At 68.9% G+C, this 18,146-nt stretch carries 18 protein-coding genes; 13 read left to right on the forward strand and 5 right to left on the reverse strand.

Annotated features, from left to right (window positions below; genetic code table 11):
* Positions 1-151: 151 nt before the first annotated feature.
* Positions 152-2,878: a preprotein translocase subunit SecA gene (secA, locus tag VQ042_RS16325; protein ID WP_331821168.1), complete on the reverse strand. Its 2,727-nt coding sequence runs from the start codon at positions 2,876-2,878 to the stop codon at positions 152-154.
* Positions 2,879-3,176: 298 nt separating this feature from the next.
* Between secA and VQ042_RS16330 the strand changes: the two genes are divergently transcribed.
* From VQ042_RS16330 to VQ042_RS16350, 5 genes are all read left to right on the forward strand, one after another.
* Positions 3,177-4,055 carry a peptidylprolyl isomerase gene (locus VQ042_RS16330; protein WP_331821170.1) on the forward strand — a complete coding sequence of 293 codons (879 nt, stop codon included), beginning with the start codon at positions 3,177-3,179 and terminating at the stop codon, positions 4,053-4,055.
* Positions 4,056-4,070: 15 nt separating this feature from the next.
* Complete coding sequence (gene argJ, locus VQ042_RS16335; protein WP_331821172.1) at positions 4,071-5,312, forward strand: bifunctional glutamate N-acetyltransferase/amino-acid acetyltransferase ArgJ; 1,242 nt, start codon at positions 4,071-4,073, stop codon at positions 5,310-5,312.
* Positions 5,293-6,081: a GNAT family N-acetyltransferase gene (locus tag VQ042_RS16340; protein ID WP_331821174.1), complete on the forward strand. Its 789-nt coding sequence runs from the start codon at positions 5,293-5,295 to the stop codon at positions 6,079-6,081. Before argJ ends, VQ042_RS16340 begins: the two co-directional genes overlap by 20 nt.
* The gene (locus tag VQ042_RS16345) at positions 6,078-6,491 is read left to right on the forward strand and encodes a (deoxy)nucleoside triphosphate pyrophosphohydrolase (protein WP_331821175.1); all 414 of its coding nucleotides are present in this window, start codon (positions 6,078-6,080) and stop codon (positions 6,489-6,491) included. Before VQ042_RS16340 ends, VQ042_RS16345 begins: the two co-directional genes overlap by 4 nt.
* 117 nt (positions 6,492-6,608) lie before the next feature.
* A complete protein-coding gene (locus VQ042_RS16350; protein ID WP_331821177.1) occupies positions 6,609-6,908 on the forward strand; it encodes a hypothetical protein in 300 nt (99 codons plus the stop codon).
* Between the two features lie 72 nt (positions 6,909-6,980).
* Here the strand turns inward: VQ042_RS16350 and VQ042_RS16355 are convergent, their stop codons facing one another.
* Together VQ042_RS16355 and VQ042_RS16360 are read right to left on the reverse strand one after the other, a co-directional pair.
* Positions 6,981-7,145: a hypothetical protein gene (locus tag VQ042_RS16355; RefSeq protein ID WP_331821179.1), complete on the reverse strand. Its 165-nt coding sequence runs from the start codon at positions 7,143-7,145 to the stop codon at positions 6,981-6,983.
* Between the two features lie 86 nt (positions 7,146-7,231).
* The gene (locus tag VQ042_RS16360; RefSeq protein ID WP_331821181.1) at positions 7,232-8,128 is read right to left on the reverse strand and encodes a class I SAM-dependent methyltransferase; all 897 of its coding nucleotides are present in this window, start codon (positions 8,126-8,128) and stop codon (positions 7,232-7,234) included.
* 135 nt (positions 8,129-8,263) lie between these two features.
* Here VQ042_RS16360 and VQ042_RS16365 point away from each other — a divergent pair, with 135 nt between their 5' ends.
* From VQ042_RS16365 to VQ042_RS16380, 4 genes are read left to right on the forward strand one after another with little or no spacing between them, the layout of a single operon-like run.
* On the forward strand, positions 8,264-9,040 hold the full coding sequence (locus VQ042_RS16365) for a ComF family protein (protein WP_442880103.1): 777 nt from the start codon (positions 8,264-8,266) through the stop codon (positions 9,038-9,040).
* Between the two features lie 40 nt (positions 9,041-9,080).
* On the forward strand, positions 9,081-9,338 hold the full coding sequence (gene grxC, locus VQ042_RS16370; RefSeq protein ID WP_331821186.1) for a glutaredoxin 3: 258 nt from the start codon (positions 9,081-9,083) through the stop codon (positions 9,336-9,338).
* Positions 9,339-9,393: 55 nt separating this feature from the next.
* Entirely contained in the window at positions 9,394-10,272 is an 879-nt protein-coding gene (locus VQ042_RS16375) for a carbon-nitrogen hydrolase family protein (RefSeq protein ID WP_331821188.1), read from the forward strand.
* Entirely contained in the window at positions 10,269-10,739 is a 471-nt protein-coding gene (locus VQ042_RS16380; protein WP_331821190.1) for a DUF1178 family protein, read from the forward strand. Before VQ042_RS16375 ends, VQ042_RS16380 begins: the two co-directional genes overlap by 4 nt.
* A 121-nt stretch (positions 10,740-10,860) precedes the next feature.
* Here VQ042_RS16380 and VQ042_RS16385 read toward each other — a convergent pair whose 3' ends face one another.
* Both VQ042_RS16385 and ubiG read right to left on the reverse strand, forming a co-directional pair.
* The gene (locus tag VQ042_RS16385) at positions 10,861-11,205 is read right to left on the reverse strand and encodes a hypothetical protein (RefSeq protein ID WP_331821192.1); all 345 of its coding nucleotides are present in this window, start codon (positions 11,203-11,205) and stop codon (positions 10,861-10,863) included.
* 135 nt (positions 11,206-11,340) lie between these two features.
* A complete protein-coding gene (gene ubiG, locus VQ042_RS16390; protein WP_331821194.1) occupies positions 11,341-12,090 on the reverse strand; it encodes a bifunctional 2-polyprenyl-6-hydroxyphenol methylase/3-demethylubiquinol 3-O-methyltransferase UbiG in 750 nt (249 codons plus the stop codon).
* A 257-nt stretch (positions 12,091-12,347) separates the two neighbouring features.
* Between ubiG and VQ042_RS16395 the strand changes: the two genes are divergently transcribed.
* The 4 genes from VQ042_RS16395 (at position 12,348) to prmC (ending at position 18,120) form a co-directional block, all read left to right on the forward strand.
* Entirely contained in the window at positions 12,348-13,601 is a 1,254-nt protein-coding gene (locus VQ042_RS16395) for an aspartate kinase (protein WP_331821195.1), read from the forward strand.
* Positions 13,602-13,852: 251 nt separating this feature from the next.
* On the forward strand, positions 13,853-16,054 hold the full coding sequence (ptsP, locus tag VQ042_RS16400) for a phosphoenolpyruvate--protein phosphotransferase (RefSeq protein ID WP_331821197.1): 2,202 nt from the start codon (positions 13,853-13,855) through the stop codon (positions 16,052-16,054).
* 97 nt (positions 16,055-16,151) lie between these two features.
* On the forward strand, positions 16,152-17,231 hold the full coding sequence (gene prfA, locus VQ042_RS16405) for a peptide chain release factor 1 (RefSeq protein WP_331821199.1): 1,080 nt from the start codon (positions 16,152-16,154) through the stop codon (positions 17,229-17,231).
* Positions 17,224-18,120 (forward strand): peptide chain release factor N(5)-glutamine methyltransferase, encoded by an 897-nt coding sequence (gene prmC, locus VQ042_RS16410; protein ID WP_331821201.1) that lies wholly within the window; start codon positions 17,224-17,226, stop codon positions 18,118-18,120. Before prfA ends, prmC begins: the two co-directional genes overlap by 8 nt.
* Positions 18,121-18,146 lie beyond the last annotated feature (26 nt).

An 18,146-nucleotide genomic window follows, 5' to 3' on the forward strand; every position in this document is an offset into this window, starting at 1 on the left:
CGGCGTCTCGATCGAGATGCGCCTCGACACCCGGCACTCGGCTCAGCTGGACGGCCCCGCTCGCGGGCACTCGGTCCATAGCAAACGAAAAGGCCGCCGGAACTGGCGTTCCGGCGGCCTCGATCTGTTCACGCCATGCCGCGTGGCTGCCTCAGACGAAGGCGCCATGGCAGTGCTTGAACTTCTTGCCCGAGCCGCAGGGGCAGGGCTCGTTGCGCCCAACCTGGCCCCAGCTGTCGGGGTTCTCCGGATCGCGGAGCAGCCCGTCGGCGGCGGTCGGGGTGAAGTTGGCGGTCAGCCGCGCGGCCCCGTCGCCCATCTCGTCGATGCCGGTCGTGGCGTCCACATGGTGGGCCTCCATCGGCGGCACCTTTGGTGCCTGCTGGCGCTCGGGCTGGACCAGCTCGACGCGGGTGAGCTGCGAGGTGGTGCGCTCGCGCAGATTGCCGAGCATCGCCTCGAACAGCTCGAAGGCCTCGGACTTGTACTCGTTCAGCGGGTCCCGCTGGGCGTAGCCGCGGAAGCCGACGACCGAGCGCAGATGGTCGAGATTGACCAGATGCTCGCGCCACAGGGCGTCCAGGGTCTGCAGGACGATGTTGCGCTGGACGTAGTTCATCACCTGCGGGCCGAAGCGCTCGGCCTTGGCGGCCGCGGCGCGGTCGGAATGCTCGCGGATGCGCTCGCGGATGTCGTCCTCGGCGATGCCCTCCTCGTTGGCCCATTCGGTGATCGGCAGATCGAGATTGAGGTATTCCAGCGCATCCGCCTTGAGCGCCTCGGTCTCCCACTGCTCGGGATAGGCCTTTTCGGGGATGTGCCGCGAGACGATGCCGTCGATCGTGGCATGGCGCATGTCCGCCACCGCCTCGTCGAGCTCTTCGGAATCCATCAGCTCGATGCGCTGCTCGAAGATGACGCGACGCTGGTCGTTCATCACGTCATCGTATTTCAGGAGGTTCTTGCGGATGTCGAAATTGCGCGCCTCAACCTTCTTCTGGGCCTTCTCCAGCGCCTTGTTGATCCAGGGATGGACGATCGCCTCGTCCTCCTTGAGGCCGAGCTTGGTCAGCATCGAATCCATGCGGTCGGACCCGAAGATGCGCATCAGGTCGTCCTGCAGGGACAGGTAGAACTTGGAGCGGCCTGGATCGCCCTGGCGGCCGGAGCGGCCGCGCAGCTGGTTGTCGATGCGCCGGCTCTCATGGCGCTCGGTGGCGAGCACGTAGAGGCCGCCGGCCTCGATCGCGATGTCCTTCAGGCGCTGGATGTCGGCCTTGATGGCCTCTTCCCTGGCAGTGCGCTCCGGCCCCTCGGCCATGTCGGCGAGTTCGCGGTCGATCCGCATCTCGGCATTGCCGCCGAGCTGGATGTCGGTGCCGCGGCCCGCCATGTTGGTGGCGATCGTCACCGCGCCGGGCACGCCCGCCTGCGAGACGATGTAGGCCTCCTGCTCGTGATAGCGCGCGTTGAGGACCTGGAAGTCCTTGAGCCCGTCGCGGCGCAGGCGTTCGGCCAGCAGCTCGGACTTCTCGATCGAGGTGGTGCCGACGAGGATCGGCTGGCCACGCCTGGCGCAATCCTGGATCTCGTGGCTGATCGCCCGGAACTTCTCCTCGACGGTGCGGTAGACCTCGTCGTCCTCGTCGAGGCGCTGGATCGGAAGGTTGGTCGGGATCTCGATGACGTCCAGGCCGTAGATGTCGCCGAATTCGGCGGCTTCCGTCTGGGCCGTACCGGTCATGCCGGCCAGCTTGTCGTACATGCGGAAATAATTCTGGAAGGTGATCGAGGCCAGCGTCTGGTTTTCCGGCTGGACGGTGACGCCTTCCTTGGCTTCCAGCGCCTGGTGCAGGCCTTCCGAGAAGCGGCGGCCCGGCATCATGCGGCCGGTGAACTCGTCGATGATCACCACCTCGTCGTCGCGCACGATGTAGTCCTTGTCGCGCTGGAACAGCGCGTGGGCCTTCAGGGCGTTGTTGACGTGGTGGACGATGGCGACGTTCTCGATGTCGTAGAGCGAATCGCCGACGAGATGGCCGGCGGCCTCCAGGAGCCGCTCCAGCTTCTCGGTGCCGTCCTCCGTGAAGGTGACGCTCCGCTGCTTCTCGTCGATGTCGTAGTCGCTTCTGTCGAGCTGCGGGATGAAGCCGTTGATGGTCATGTACAGCTCGGACCGGTCGTCCAGCGGGCCGGAGATGATCAGCGGCGTGCGCGCCTCGTCGATGAGGATCGAATCCACCTCGTCGACGATGGCGTAGCGATGGCCGCGCTGGACCATCTGGCTGCGCTCGTACTTCATGTTGTCGCGCAGATAGTCGAAGCCGAGCTCGTTGTTGGTCGCGTAGGTGACGTCGCAGGCATAGGCCTCGCGGCGCTCCTCGTCGGACATGCCGTGGACGATGATGCCGACGGTCAGGCCGAGGAAGCGGTACAGCCGGCCCATCCACTCGGCGTCGCGCCGGGCGAGATAGTCGTTGACCGTGACGACGTGGACGCCCTTGCCCTCCAGCGCGTTCAGATAGACGGCGAGGGTGGCGACCAGGGTCTTGCCCTCGCCGGTCTTCATCTCGGCGATGGCGCCCGAATTGAGCACCAGGCCGCCGATCATCTGCACGTCGAAGTGCCGCATGCCGAGGGCGCGCTTGGCACCCTCGCGCACGATGGCGAAGGCCGGGATCATCAGATCGTCGACGGTCTTGCCGTCTGCGATCTCGGCGCGGAACGCTTCCGTGCGAGCGCGCAGCTCGTCGTCGGTGAGGGCGGCGAACTCGTCTTCCAGAGCCGCGACTGCCTTGACCCGGGCGTCGTAACGTCGAACGAGCCTGTCATTCGACGAACCCAGCAACTTACGGGCGAGCCCGCCAAAACTGACCATAACCGGTCCTTCCAGAATATATCGAGCTGTCAATGCCGTGGCCGGCTTGCAGGCCACCGATCCTGCCAGAGTGCAGAATTTCGGAAGGCTTCAAACTTTGCGGAAGTCGGCTGGACTTTCGGTTGGCGCGAGAGATAAGAGGGGGCCAAACCGATGTCAACGGCGTGCCCGGGAGGCAACCGCGCCGTCGGGCCGGGACCAGCGGACGCGGCCACGCCTCTTGCCGTGGCCAGCTTCGGCCCTCTCTCCCATTCCCTCGGACTGCCCATCCACAGCAATCGCAAGGACGTTCTTTGCCATGAATACCGCTTTTCGTTCGACCCTCCTGGCTGGCGCGCTGGCCATCGCCGCCTTTGGCTCCCCCGTCCATGCCGCCGACGACGACGTCGTCGCCAAGGTTGGATCGGAAGAACTCACCGAGCGTGACCTGAAGGCCGCCGCGACCGAGGTCGGCGAGCAGTTCGCCCGGATGCCGCCCGAGCAGCGCAAGCTTGCGGTCCTGTCCGCCCTGATCGACATCAAGGTTCTCGCCCACCAGGCCGAGGCCGGCAACCTGCAGGACGATGCGGACGTGGCCGCACAGCTCGACTTCCTGCGCGACCGTACGCTCCACAATGCCTATTTCGCCCGCAACGGCGTCGACACGATCACCGACGAGGAGCTGAAGGCCCGCTTCGACAAGGAAGTCTCGGCCATGCCGGCGACCGAAGAGGTGCACGCCCGCCACATCCTGCTGAAGACCAGGGAAGAGGCCGAGGCTGTCATCGCCAAGCTCGACGGTGGCGCCGATTTCGTCGCACTCGCCAAGGAGAGCTCGACCGGTCCGTCGGGTCCCGAAGGGGGTGACCTCGGCTTCTTCAGCGCCGGCCAGATGGTGCCGGAGTTCGAGAAGGCGGCCTTCGCCATGGAGCCGGGCAGCTACACCAAGGAGCCCGTCGAGACCCAGTTCGGCTGGCACGTCATCAAGGTCGAGGAGAAGCGCGAGGCGCCCAAGCCCGAATTCGACACGGTGAAGGACCAGGTGCGCCAGGTCGTGCTGCGCGAGAAATACATGGAGCTCGTCCAGAAGGCCCGCAGCGAGCTGACGGTCGAATATGTCGACCCGGAGATGAAGAGCCAGGTCGAGGCGCTCGAACAGGCGATGGAGCCCGGGGCGGCCGCGCCCGAGGCGCAGTAGGCGTTCCCGGCAACCATGACCACACCGGTTTCTCCCCTGGCACCCGCGGATATCGCCGCGCTGCCCCCGATCGAGGGCATGCGCATCGCGACCGCCGCGGCGGGGATCAAGTACAAGGGCCGCACCGACGTCCTGATGATGGTGTTCGACGCGCCGGCGACGGTTGCCGGCGTCTTTACCACCTCGCGCTGCCCGTCGGCCCCGGTCGACCATTGCCGGGCGAGCCTGTCCGGCGGCACGGCGCGGGCCGTCGTCGTCAATTCCGGCAACGCCAACGCCTTTACCGGGCGGCGCGGCCGGCAGGCGACGGAAGCCACCGCCGAGGCGGCGGCCGACGCGGTCGGCGCCGCGCCCCACGAGGTCTTCCTGGCCTCCACCGGCGTGATCGGCGAGCCGCTGGACGCCGACAAGTTCACCGGCCTGCTGGCAGGCCTTGCCCAGGAGGCGCAGGCCGATGGCTGGCGCGCCGCGGCCGAGGCGATCATGACCACCGACACCTATCCCAAGGTGGCCACCCGATCGGTGGCGATCGACGGGGTGACGGTGACGATCAACGGCATCGCCAAGGGCGCCGGCATGATTGCCCCGGACATGGCGACCATGCTGTCCTTCGTGGCGACCGACGCGGCCATCGCCGCGCCGGCCCTGCAGGCCATGCTGGCCGAGGCGGTGGCGCCGAGCTTCAACTCGGTGACGGTCGACAGCGATACGTCCACCTCCGACACGCTGCTGCTGTTTGCCACCGGCGCGGCGCGCGAGCGTGGCGGCGCCGAGATTGCCGATGCGGGCGATCCGCGGCTGGACGCATTTCGCACGGCGCTGGGCGAATTGCTGCTCGATCTCGCCCGGCAGGTCGCCCGGGACGGGGAAGGGGCCCGCAAGGAGATCCAGGTCACCGTCGAGGGCGCGACGAGCGACGCGGCGGCCAAGCGCATCGCGCTGTCGATCGCCAATTCGCCGCTGGTGAAGACGGCCGTCGCCGGCGAGGACGCCAATTGGGGCCGCGTGGTCATGGCCGTCGGCAAGGCCGGCGAGGAAGCCGACAGGGACCGGCTGGCGATCCATTTCGGCGACATCCGCGTAGCGGTGGACGGCGAGCGCGACCCCGACTATTCCGAGGACGCGGCCGCGGAGGTCATGCGGCGGGCGGAAATCCCCATCCGGGTCGATCTCGGCCTGGGGCGGGGCCGCTGGACCGTCTACACCTGCGATCTGACCAAGGAATATGTCGCGATCAATGGCGATTACCGAAGCTGAGAAGATGCGGCAGCTGGCCGTGGTGCGCCGCCTCGAGGCGGCGGGCTTCCGCGCCTGGCCGGCAACGGCGACCGGGTTCGACGGGACCTGGGCGGTGCGGGCCACCGCGTCCTTTCCGGCCAAGCGGCTGAACTCCGTCAACCCGCTCGATCCCTCCGACAATTCCGACATTCCTGCCCGCCTGCAGCGGGCGGCCAAGACCTTTGCCGAGCATGGCCGCTCGATCATCGTGCGCCAGTCGCCTCTGGCGCCGCCGGACCTCGTCTCCCATCTCGACGCGGAGGGCTGGTCCCGCTTCGACGAATCCCTGGTGATGACGGCCGATCTCGCCAGTCTCGACCTGTCCGTCGAGGTCGAGCGCATCCCCATCCGCGACATGGAACGCTATGTGGAGGCGAGCCTGACGGTCCACGAGCGGGCTCGGTCCCTGCGCTCCGGCCTGACCGGCGTCCTGGAATCGATCCGCCCGCCGACGGGGCTGTTCGTGCGCGAGAGCGCCGACGGCGCGCCCTTCGCCGTCGCCCTGGCGATCCACGACAACGACCTCGCCGGCCTGCTCGACGTCGCCGTGCGTCGGAGCGAGCGCCAGCGCGGCGTCGGCCGCGATCTGGTCCGCACGGCGCTGCGCTACACCGCCCACAAGGGCGCCAAGACCGCCTGGGTGCAGGTGGAGGCCGACAACGTCGCCGGCCTGTCGCTCTACCGTTCGCTCGGCTTCACGGAAGCCTATCGCTACGTCTATCGCGCCCCGCCGGACGGCGGCGCGTGAGCGGGCCGGGGCAGCGCCTGCTGCTGGTCGTGGCCTGCGCACTCGTCGATGCCGACGGGCGCATCCTCATCGCCGAGCGACCCGCCGGCAAGGCGCTCGCCGGCCTGTGGGAGTTTCCCGGCGGCAAGGTCGAGGCCGGGGAGACGCCCGAAGCGACGCTGATCCGCGAATTGCGCGAGGAACTGGGCATCGAGACCCGGGCGGCCTGCCTGGCGCCGCTGACCTTCGCCAGCCATTCCTACGACGAGTTTCACCTGCTGATGCCGCTCTATGTGTGCCGGCGCTACGAGGGGATCGCCATGCCCCGCGAGGGCCAGCGGCTGAAATGGGTCCGGCCGACGCAATTGCGCGACTATCCGATGCCGCCGGCCGACGAGCCGCTGATCCCGCATCTGATCGAGCTTCTGTAGGCCGCGCTCCGCGTGCGCCGGGAAGGCTTGCCATGGGGCAGGCCGCCCCGTCTTAAGGGCTCCTTCACCATCCGCAGGCATGATTCCACCTCAGGCCATCTGCCTTGCGAGGGGATCATGCGCAATATCTACCTGGACGAGGATCGGATCGCGGACATTCCGGCCACCGGCACGGGCCTGTTCCGCGCCACGCTCGCCTTCGGCGCGCTGGCACTGGTCCTGTCGCTGCTGGTGCCGCCGATCGCCGAGCGCGGCGTGCGCTATGTCGCCGGCGTCGACGGCCCGCAACTCGACATGATGGCCACCGGCTCGATCGCCCGGCCGAGCGAATACACCCTGCGCCGCAGCGTGCTGCAGCCCGCCAATGCCGCCCCTTGCGTGATCTACGCCGACGGCCGGCGCCATGGCGGCTGCTGAGGGCGGTGACGCGGCACCGCGCAGGCGCGGGTTCCGGCGGCTGGCTCGATGGGGAACGGGTAACCTACGCCGTCACTGCAGCAACCAGAAGAGCGTGCCGAAGACGATTGCGAACACCAGGATCAACCCGACCATGCGCACCGTGCCGTCGATCATGTTGGCGTCGAACACGTAGTCCATGAAGCGTGGCCACGGCCTGCCGTGGCGCTCATTCTGCGTATCGTTCTCTGACGCCATTGGGTCTTGTCCCTTCTCAAAACATCGTTCGCCTGCCGATGGCAGCGTCGGGTGAACAGGCGCACAGGCGCACAGGCGCCCCCACCTCACAGCTCCCCCGAGCGGTCCTTCAGGGCGTCGGCGAGGCTGGCGCGCGCGCTGCCGGGCTTGAGGGGTTTCTGCTGGCTCTCGTGGGGCCGCCAGCCCGACAGGTAGATGACGTCGAAGGTCGCGCGGATGCGGCCGTCGGGGTCGCAGAAGCGTTCGGCGTAGATTTCCGCGGCGCGCAGGAACAGCCGGCGCGAGGCGGGACGGCGGGAGCGCTCGACCAGCATGTTGGCCATGCCCATGGCGCGCAGGTCGCCCATCAGCTCGAACAGAGAATCGTAGCGCACGGTCAGGCGGTCCTGGTCGGTCACCGGCAAGGCGAAGCCGGCGCGCTGCAAGAGGCTGCCGGCATCGCGGACATCGGCGAAGGGAGCGACGCGCGGCGAGACGCCGCCCAGAAGCTCGGCCTCGGCGGCAAACAGCGACGCGCGCAGTTCGTTGAGGGTGGCGCCGCCCAGGAGCGCGCAGAGGAACAGCCCGTCGGGCCGCAGCGCACGCCGGATCTGCACCAGCGCGCCCGGCGTGTCGTTGGTCAGGTGCAGCGACAGGGTCGAGACGATCAGGTCGACGCTCTCGGCGGCCAGCGGCAGCATCTCCTCGTCGCCGACGCAGGCCATGGTGTCGTCGCCGATGAGGTCGGGCAGGCGTTCGATGCGCAGGACGCGGCCCGCCTGGCCGCTCTTCGACAGAAGGTCCGCCATCTCGCCGGTGTGGCCGCCCAGATCGACCGCGACGTCGAAATGCCGGTCGACCAGCGACAGCCGGTCGGCGAGCTCGGCGGCGATCGCGCGCAGCAGGAAGTGCGGGCTGTCGGAGGTCGCGGCCCGGTGCCAGCGCCGGCGCCGGCGGTCGAGGAGCGCCCGGTCGAAGACGATATGGTCGGGAGCGTCGGGCATGATGGTCTCGGTTTCGGTCAATCTGGTCGGGCGCGGCGACTGGCGCTTGTAGCTTGTCGCAGGTGGAGTATCGTCAAGGCGAGGAGGCGCGACCGGCTTCGCGGTTCGGGGAGGAAGCCGATCGGCCCTGCGGGCATTGCGCACCAGGGACGGGCTGGAAGGATGAGCTTATTCAGGCGCGGTTCGGCGGCGATCACCGGCTCCATCGGCCGGCTCCTGTTCCCGCCCGTGTGCCCGGGGTGCCGCGCGGCGGTAACCGGCGCGGGCACGGTGTGCTGCGAATGCTGGCCGAAACTGCGCTTCATCGAGCGTCCCTATTGCGAAGTGCTAGGGCTACCCTTCGCCTACGATCTGGGCAAGGGCTTCCTGTCCGCCGAGGCCATCGCCGAGCCGCCGCCCTTCGCGCGGCTGCGCGCGGCCGTGCTCTACGAGGATCTCGCTGCCCAGCTCGTCACCTCGCTGAAATATGCCGACCGCACCGATCTGGTGCCGCTGATGGCCGGATGGATGGCGCGGGCCGGGGCCGACCTGATCGCCGACGCGGACGTCGTGGTGCCGGTGCCGCTGCATCCCGGCCGGCTCTGGCGCCGGCGGTTCAACCAGTCGGCGGAGATCGCCCGGCTGGTGGCGCGCGGCGCCCGGCTGTCCTACTCGCCCCTGTCGCTGAAGCGCGTGAAGACGACGCGCACGCAGGTCGGGCTCGGGGCGGCCCAGCGCCGGGAGAACGTGCGGGGCGCCTTCCAGGTCGCGGCTGCGCGCCGCGCCGAGCTGGAGGGGCGCCGGGTGCTGCTGGTCGACGACGTCTATACGACCGGCGCCACCGTCGCGAGCGCCACGCGGGCGCTGCGGCGGGCCGGGGCCATCGACGTCGACGTCCTCACCTTCGCAAGGGTTGCGACCGGTACCGAGTGAAGCCATATGCGGCTCCACAACAAGCCGGGACCGATGTTTCATGCCGAATGTGACGATCTACACGCGCCAGCTCTGCGGATTCTGCGCGCGCGCCAAGCAGCTTCTCGACCAGAAGAACGTGGCGTATGAAGAGAAGGACGCATCGTCCTCGCCCCAGCTGCGTCAGGAAATGCGCGAGCGCGGCAAGGGCGCCGCGACCTTCCCGCAGATCTTCATCGGCGAGACCCATGTGGGCGGCTGCGACGAGCTCTATGCGCTGGAGCGCGCCGGCAAGCTCGATCCGCTGCTGGCCGGGTGACGCGCCGGCCATCCGGCGCTAGCCTCCTGACGGGCAACCTCCTGAAGGAAACGCCATGACGATCTTTCGCGCCGCCGTCCTGCAGATGCGGTCCGGCCGCGAGCCCGAAGCGAATGCCGAAGCGCTCGAAGCTCTCGTGGACGAGGCCGTCGCGCGCGGGGCGAACTACGTCCAGTCGCCGGAGATGACCGGCATGCTGCAGCGCGACCGGGCCGCCCTGATGGAGCGGCTGCGCGCCGAGGACGACGACCTCCTGGTTGCGACCGCGGCACGCCTGGCCAGCCGCCACGGGATCCATCTGCATCTGGGGTCGATCGCGGTGGCGCTGGCCGACGGGCGCGTCGCCAACCGGGCGCTGCTGTTTGCGCCGGATGGCACGCGGACTGCCCGCTACGACAAGATCCACATGTTCGACGTCGATCTCGACAATGGCGAGAGCTGGCGGGAATCGCGCACCTATCGCCCGGGCGGCGAGGCGGTGCTGGCCGATCTGGCGCTGGCCGGCGGGACCGCCCGGCTCGGCTTCGCGATCTGCTACGACATGCGCTTCCCGCATCTGTTCCGCGAGGAGGCGCTGAACGGTGCCGAGATCCTGACCGCGCCGGCCGCCTTCACCCGCCAGACCGGCGAGGCCCATTGGCACGTGCTGTTGCGGGCGCGGGCGATCGAGAACGGCGCCTTCATGATCGCCGCCGCCCAGGGCGGGGTGCACGAGGACGGGCGCGAGACCTATGGCCATTCGCTGATCGTCGATCCGTGGGGCCGGGTGATCGCCGAAGTCGACGGCAACGAGCCGGGTGTCGCCGTGGCCGAGATCGACACGGCCGTCGCCGCCGCCGCCCGCGGCAAGGTGCCCAATCTGAGGAATGCGCGCCGCTTCACCGTTGGAGACGCCACTGTCGCCGTGACCGGCGCGCGCGAGGCGGCCGAGTGATCAGTTTTGCGCTGCGCTGCCAGCCCGCCTCCCACGCATTCGACGGCTGGTTCCGATCGGGCGACGATTTCGAGCGCCAGGTCGCCGGCGGTCTCGTGACCTGTCCGGTCTGCGGCACGACGGACGTTTCCAAGGCCCTGATGAAGCCGGCCCTGGCGAAGGCCGGGCGCCGGGCGCCGGCGCAGGCTGGCGACAACGCACCGTCCGCGGCTCCGGATGGCGCGGCGCGCTATGCCGGGGGCGAGGCGGCGGCGGCCTATGCCAAGCTGCAGGCGATCGCCCGCGAGCTGCGCGCCAAGTCCGATTATGTCGGGCCGAAATTCGCCGAGGAGGCGCGCCGCATCCATTACGGCGAGAGCGAGCAGCGCCAGATCTACGGGGAAGCCTCGCCCCAGGAGGTCAAGAGCCTCGGCGAGGAAGGGATCGCGGCCTTGCCGCTGCCGCCGCTGCCCGAGGACAAGAACTGACGGAAAGCCGATCGGGTCAGTTGGAACGTTTTACGCGCTGGTCGGGTCGCACGCCGCGTGGGTTCAATCCGGCAGAGCGTCCTGCTGGGGTCGTTTTGCGTCCCGGGGGGACGCAGGGATTTCAGCCGCGGGCGGTCCGCGCCAGGGTCACGCCCTTGTGCCGCCGCGAGGCGCCGTCTTCGAACAATCCCTGCTCGGTCGCCTGGGTATAAAGGAGATCGCCCTTGGCACCGGCGATGACCCTGAGGTCGGAGAGGTCGCACAGGGTGGCGATCTGGAAGGCCAGGCCGCGCAGATGCACCCGGTTGTAGCAGAAGAAGGCGAGGCGGGCCCGGGTCGGGCCCGGGATCTCGCGGATCAGCGCCTGCTTCGTGGCGTCGTCGGATCGCAGGAGAAGCGCGAGGATCTCCAGATGGACAGGACAGTTGGCCTCATTGGGGATGCTGTCTGATCGCGGCGATACCATGACGTCCTCTTGGATGTTTACACGTGCTGGTTCTCAGCTCCATGATGCATGTCCGGGTACGCCCACGGCGCCCGCAGCACGAGCCTCGCATCGCAGGCTTGCCCGCAGCTTGCACACGGATCCGCGAGGCTGCCGTCAGGCTGTCGGACGACGCGCCAGGACCATGTAGTTGACGTCGGTGTCGCGCGAGCGTTTCCAGGCGTCGGCCAGCGGGTGATAGACCACGCCGACCTCGTCGATCATCGACAGCCCCGCGGCCTCGACCGGATCGGCGATCTCCTTCGGACGGACCAGCCGCTCGTACTGATGCGTGCCCTTGGGCAGCCAGCCCAGCACGTATTCCGCGCCGATGATGGCGAAGGTCAGCGCCTTGAAGGTGCGGTTGATCGTGGCGACGAACAGCAGCCCCCCGGGCTTCACCATGGACGCGCAGGAGGTGAGGAACAGGTCGACGTCGGAGACGTGCTCGACGACCTCCAGCGCCAGCACAACGTCGAAGGTCTCGCCGCCCTCGGCGATCGCCTCGGCCGTGGTGGCGCGGTAGTCGATGTCGAGGCCGCTCTCGGCCGCGTGCAGCCGGGCCACCTCGATGTTGGTCTGCGACGCGTCGGCGCCGACGACCTGCGCCCCGAGCCGGGCCATCGGCTCGCAGATCAGCCCGCCGCCGCAACCGATGTCGAGCACCGAGAGGCCGGCGAAGGGCTTGTCGGTGGACAGGTCGAGGGCGAAGATCATCGCCAGCTGCTCGCGGATGTATTCCAGCCGCACCGGGTTGAACTTGTGCAGCGGCTTGAACTTGCCGACCGGATTCCACCATTCTTGTGCCAGGCGCGAGAACCGCTCGACCTCGGCCGCGTCGATCGTCGTTCCGTCGGATGCGCTCATCTCGTCCTCGTTGCCTGTCATGGTGGTTCGGGCATGTTCGCTCCGGCCGGCCAAAGTCAAGCATGGCGGCCCGGCGAAGGCGAGGCAGGCGACGGTCCGCACGGCGTCGCGACATTGCGGTTTGAGGTCGCATCGGCTAGGGAACCCCCGCCCGCAGAGTGCGGGCCCCTCCGGACAGGTCTGGCCGTCGCGCGCGACCGGCTCTGGTTCGGGGTCAGTCCACCCGACGTCCCGTCGCACCACCGAATGCCCATCCCATGGCCCGACTCGTCCTCAAATTCGGCGGCACCTCCGTCGCCGACCTCAACCGCATCCGCAACGTCGCGCGGCATGTGAAGCGCGAGGTCGATGCCGGCCACGACGTCGCCGTCGTCGTATCCGCCATGGCCGGCAAGACGAACGAGCTCGTCGGCTGGTGCCGCGAGGCCTCGCCGATCCACGACGCGCGCGAATACGACGCGGTGGTCGCGTCCGGCGAGCAGGTGACCGCCGGTGTCCTGGCGATCACGCTGCAGTCCATGGGCATCAATGCGCGGTCCTGGCAGGGCTGGCAGGTGCCGATCCGCACGGACGGCGCCCATGGCGCGGCCCGCATCCAGGAAATCGATTCGTCCGAGATCGTCAGGCGCTTCGGCGAGGGACAGGTCGCCGTGCTCGCCGGCTTCCAGGGCATCGCCCCCGACAACCGCATCGCGACGCTGGGGCGCGGCGGGTCGGACACCTCGGCGGTGGCGGTGGCTGCGGCCATCAAGGCCGATCGCTGCGACATCTATACCGACGTCGACGGCGTCTACACCACGGACCCGCGCGTCGAGCCCAAGGCCCGGCGCCTAGCCCGCATCTCCTTCGAGGAAATGCTGGAGATGGCCTCGCTCGGGGCCAAGGTGCTGCAGGTGCGTTCGGTGGAACTGGCCATGGTCCACAAGGTGCGGACCTTCGTGCGTTCTTCTTTCGAGGACCCGGACGCGCCCGGCATGGGCGACTTCGACAACCCGCCGGGAACGCTCATTTGCGACGAGGATGAAATCGTGGAACAGCAGGTCGTCACAGGCATCGCCTACGCCAAGGACGAGGCGCAGATCTCGCTGCGGCGGGTCGAGGACCAGCCGGGCGTCGCCGCGGCGATCTTCGGGCCGCTCGCCGCCGCCGGCGTCAATGTCGACATGATCGTCCAGAACATCTCCGAGGCCGGCACCTCGACCGACATGACCTTCACGGTCCCGGCCGGCGACCTGGCCAAGGCGACCGCCGTCCTGGAGAAGGCCAAGACGGAGATGCGCTACGACGCGATCCAGAGCGAGCAGGGCCTGACCAAGGTCTCGGTGATCGGCGTCGGCATGCGCAGCCATACCGGCGTCGCGGCCACCGCCTTCAAGGCGCTCGCCGACCGCGGCGTCAACATCCGCGCCATCACCACGTCGGAGATCAAGATCTCGATCCTGATCGACGGCGACTACACCGAGCTGGCCGTGCGGGCGCTGCACTCGGTCTACGGCCTGGACAAGGCCTGACGGCGAGGCGGCGAAAGCCGCCGGCGCCGGGTCGCCGGGACAGGCCTGCAACCGGTCCGCGAGGGAAAACCTGTTGCTGCCTTCCCATCGGGTTCTGTCGGCGCACCTTTATGTGATCTGATACGGGTAGGGGGGATCGTTCGCCCGGCCGGAATCATCGGTCGGGCGTCGGCCACCTGGAACGGGACACCGCGTTGAACAGAAGCGACATGTCAGGGCCGCGCGTTCTCATGCGCCGTATCCGGGAGCTCATGGTCGAGCCTCTCGACCCGCAGGCGCGTCTCGACCAGATTTCCCGCCTGATCGCCCAGAACATGGTGGCCGAGGTCTGCTCGCTCTACGTGCTGCGGGCCGACGGCGTGCTCGAACTCTACGCCACCGAGGGCCTGAACCCGGGCTCCGTCCACCTGGCCCAGCTGAAGCTCGGCGAGGGGCTCGTCGGAACGATCGCCGCGACGGCGCGCCCGCTGAACCTGCCCGAGGCGCAGAAGCACCCTGCCTTCACCTACCTGCCGGAGACCGGCGAGGAGATCTACCACTCCTTCCTGGGCGTGCCGATCCTTCGCGCCGGCCGCACGCTCGGCGTCCTCGTCGTCCAGAACAAGGCGGCGCGGGTGTATCGCGAGGAGGAATCGGAGGCGCTCGAGACCGTCGCCATGGTCGTGGCCGAGATGATCGCCGCGGGCAGCCTGGAAGGCCTCTCGCGGCCCGGCGTCGCGCTCGACCTGTCGCGGTCGGTGAGCTTCACCGGCGTGCCGCTGTCGGACGGGATCGGGCTCGGCCGGGTGATCCTGCACGAGCCACGCGTCGTCGTGACCAACCTCTTCAACGAGGACATGGAGATCGAGGTCGACCGGCTGACAAAGGCGCTCGCCGTCCTGCGCCTGTCGATCGAGGACATGCTGTCGCGCCGCGAGGTCGCCGGCGAGGGCGAGCACCGGGCGGTGCTCGAGGCCTATCGCATGTTCGCCCACGACCGCGGCTGGGTGCGCCGGCTGGAAGAGGCGGTGCGCAACGGCCTGACCGCGGAAGCGGCGGTGGAAAAGGTCCAGAGCGACATGCGCGCGCGCATGATGCACATGACCGATGCCTATATCCGCGAGCGGCTGCATGATTTCGACGACCTGGCCAACCGCCTGCTGCGCCAGCTGATCGGCCATGACGGCCAGGCGACGCCCGACGACGCGGTCATCGTCGCCCGCTCCATGGGCGCGGCGGAACTGCTGGACTATCGCCGCGAGCAGATCCGCGGCCTCGTCCTGGAGGAGGGGGCGGCGACCAGCCACGTCGTCATCGTGGCGCGCGCCCTCGGCATTCCCGTCGTCGGCCAGGTCAAGGGCGCGGTCTCCATGTCGGAGAGCCGCGACTCGATCATCGTCGACGGCGAGGATGGCGGCGTGCATCTGCGCCCGCCGCCCGAGGTGGAGGCGCTGTTCTCCGACAAGGTCAAGTTCCGCGAGAAGCGCCAGGAACGCTACCGCTCGCTGCGCGACGTGGCGTCCGTGTCCCGCGACGGCGTCCGGATCGACCTGCAGATGAATGCCGGGCTGCTGGTCGACCTGCCGCAGCTCAACGAGGCGAAGGCCGAGGGGATCGGCCTGTTCCGCACCGAGCTGCAGTTCATGGTCGCCTCCACCATGCCGCGCGCCAGCGACCAGGAGCGGCTCTATTCGGCGGTGCTGGACGCGGCCGAAGGCCGGCCGGTGACCTTCCGGACCCTCGATGTCGGCGGCGACAAGGTGCTGCCCTATCTGAACCAGTTCCCCGAGGACAATCCGGCGCTGGGCTACCGGGCCCTGCGCCTGGCGCTGGACCGGCCGGGGCTGATGCGCACCCAGTTGCGGGCGCTGCTGAAGGCGGCGGCCGGCCGGGAGCTGCGCGTCATGTTCCCGATGGTGACCGACGTGTCGGAGCTGCATCGGGCCCGCGACCTGATCAGCCGCGAATACAAGCACCTGACCCGCTTCGGCCACGTCATGCCCGAGCGGCTGAAGATCGGCGCGATGATCGAGGTGCCGGGCATCCTGTTCCAGCTCGACGAGGTCATGCAGCTGCTGGATTTCGTCTCCGTCGGCTCCAACGACCTGTTCCAGTTCTTCAATGCCGTCGATCGCGGCAATGCCCGCGTCGCCGACCGCTTCGACGACCTGTCGCCCGCCTTCCTGCGGGCGCTGAAGATGATCGTGGATGCGGGCCTGCGCCATTCCGTGCCGGTGACCCTGTGCGGCGAGATGGCCGGGCGCCCCCTGTCGGCGATGGCGTTGATCGGCTTGGGCTTCCGCTCCATATCCATGGCACCGCCCTCCATCGGCCCGGTGAAGGCCGCGATCGTGGAGATGGACGTGGGCAAGGTGACGCAGCTGGTGAAGGTCTATCTCGACGGCAGTCATCCGTCCGACGCACCGCGGCGCGCGCTCGCCGACTTCGCCAAGGCGAACGGAATCCCGTATTAGCCGGCCGTACTAGCCGGTCCGGCCTGCCGAACCGGACCTCTCGTCGCGGCCTTTCCAGCGAGGGCCGCTTCTTTTCCCCGCATCTGTTCAGGACGACATGGCGACCCTGCCGAATTCCAGCCTCGACGAGATCCTCAACCGCTTCGCGCTTCTCGAACGCGAGATGTCGAAGGGGCCCGAGCACGAGGTCTACACCAAGCTGGCCGCCGAATATTCCGGGCTCGAGGACGTGGTGGCGGCCATCCGGACCTACCGCAAGACCGAGCAGGAACTGGCCGAGGCGCGGGCGATCCTCGAGGAACCGGCGGCCGGGCGCGACATGCGCGAACTGGCAGAGATCGAGATCGACGAGCTGAAGGAGCAGATGGAGTCGCTGACCGCCCAGATCCGCATCCTGCTGCTGCCCAAGGATTCGGCCGATGAGAAGGGCGCGATCCTGGAGATTCGCGCCGGCACGGGAGGCTCGGAGGCCGGCCTGTTCGCCGGCGACCTCTTCCGCATGTACCAGCGCTATGCCGAGATGAACCGCTGGAAGGTCGAGATCATCTCGGCCAGCGAGGGCGAGGTCGGCGGCTTCCGCGAAGTGATCGCCGCGATCCGCGGCGTCGGGGTGTTCTCCCGGCTGAAATTCGAATCCGGCGTCCACCGGGTCCAGCGCGTGCCCGAGACCGAATCGGGCGGCCGCATCCACACCTCGGCGGCGACCGTCGCCGTCCTGCCGGAAGCCGAGGACATCGACGTCGAGGTGAAGGCCGACGACATCCGCATCGACACGATGCGCGCCTCCGGCGCCGGCGGCCAGCACGTCAACACCACCGATTCGGCGGTGCGCATCACCCACATCCCGAGCGGCATCGTCGTGACCTCGTCGGAAAAGTCGCAGCACCAGAACCGCGCCCGCGCCATGCAGGTGCTGAAGGCCAAGCTGTACGACATGGAGCGCCAGCGGGCCGACGACGAACGCTCGGCGGCGCGCAAGAGCCAGGTCGGGTCCGGTGACCGCTCGGAGCGCATCCGCACCTACAATTTCCCCCAGGGGCGCGTGACCGACCACCGCATCAACCTGACGCTCTACAAGCTCGACCGGGTGATCGAGGGCGAGATGGACGAGCTGGTCGATGCGCTGGTTGCCGACCACCAGGCCCATTTGCTCGCGGCCGTCGGCGTCGATGCCTGACGTTCCGGCGGGGCTGACGCGCGGCGACACCCTGCGGGCCGGGGCGCGGCAGCTGCGCGCCGCCGGCTGCGACACGCCCGATCTCGATTCGCGCCTGCTGCTCGCCGAGATCTGCGGCCTGCGGCCCGGCGAGATCCATTCGGCCTCCGGCGCCATCGTCCCGGCCGCCGACGCCGAACGCTTCGCGGCGCTGCTGGCGCGCCGCGCGGCCGGCGAGCCGGTCCACCGCATCATCGGCCGGCGGGCCTTCTACGAGCACGAATTCCTGTTGTCGCCGGACACGCTGGAGCCGCGCCCCGACACCGAGATCCTGGTCGAGGAGGCCCGCAAGGCGATGGCGGAGATCGTCGCCCGCACCGGTGCCTGCCGCCTGGCCGATGTGGGGACGGGGACCGGCGCCATCGCGGTCTCGCTGCTGGCGCTCTTCGACACGGCGACCGCCTTCGCCATCGACATTTCCGAAGGGGCGCTGGAGACCGCCCGACGCAACGCCGAGGCGGCAGGCGTTGCCGACCGCATGCTGGCCCTGCGCGCAAACTATCTCGACGGGATCGGCGGGCCGCTGGACCTGGTCGTCTCCAACCCGCCCTATATTTCGCATCGCGACATCGCCGCGCTGGCGCGCGAGGTGCGCGACCACGATCCCTGGCCGGCCCTGGACGGCGGCCCGGATGGCCTGGACGCCTATCGTGCCCTGTCGGCGGGCGCCCGGGGCATCCTGACGCCCGGAGCGCCGGCCATCGTCGAGATCGGCGAAGGGCAGGCCGACGACGTCACGGCGATCTTCGCCGCGGAAGGCTTTTCCCGGATTGCGGCGACGCGCGACCTTGGCGACAGGATCCGTGTCCTCAGCTTCCGGCGGGGCGATTCCGGCGCGCATCCGGGGTGACAAGGCCGTGTGACGGCGCGGCAATC

Source organism: Aurantimonas sp. A2-1-M11 (genome assembly GCF_036549475.1).
Taxonomy (GTDB): domain Bacteria; phylum Pseudomonadota; class Alphaproteobacteria; order Rhizobiales; family Rhizobiaceae; genus Aurantimonas.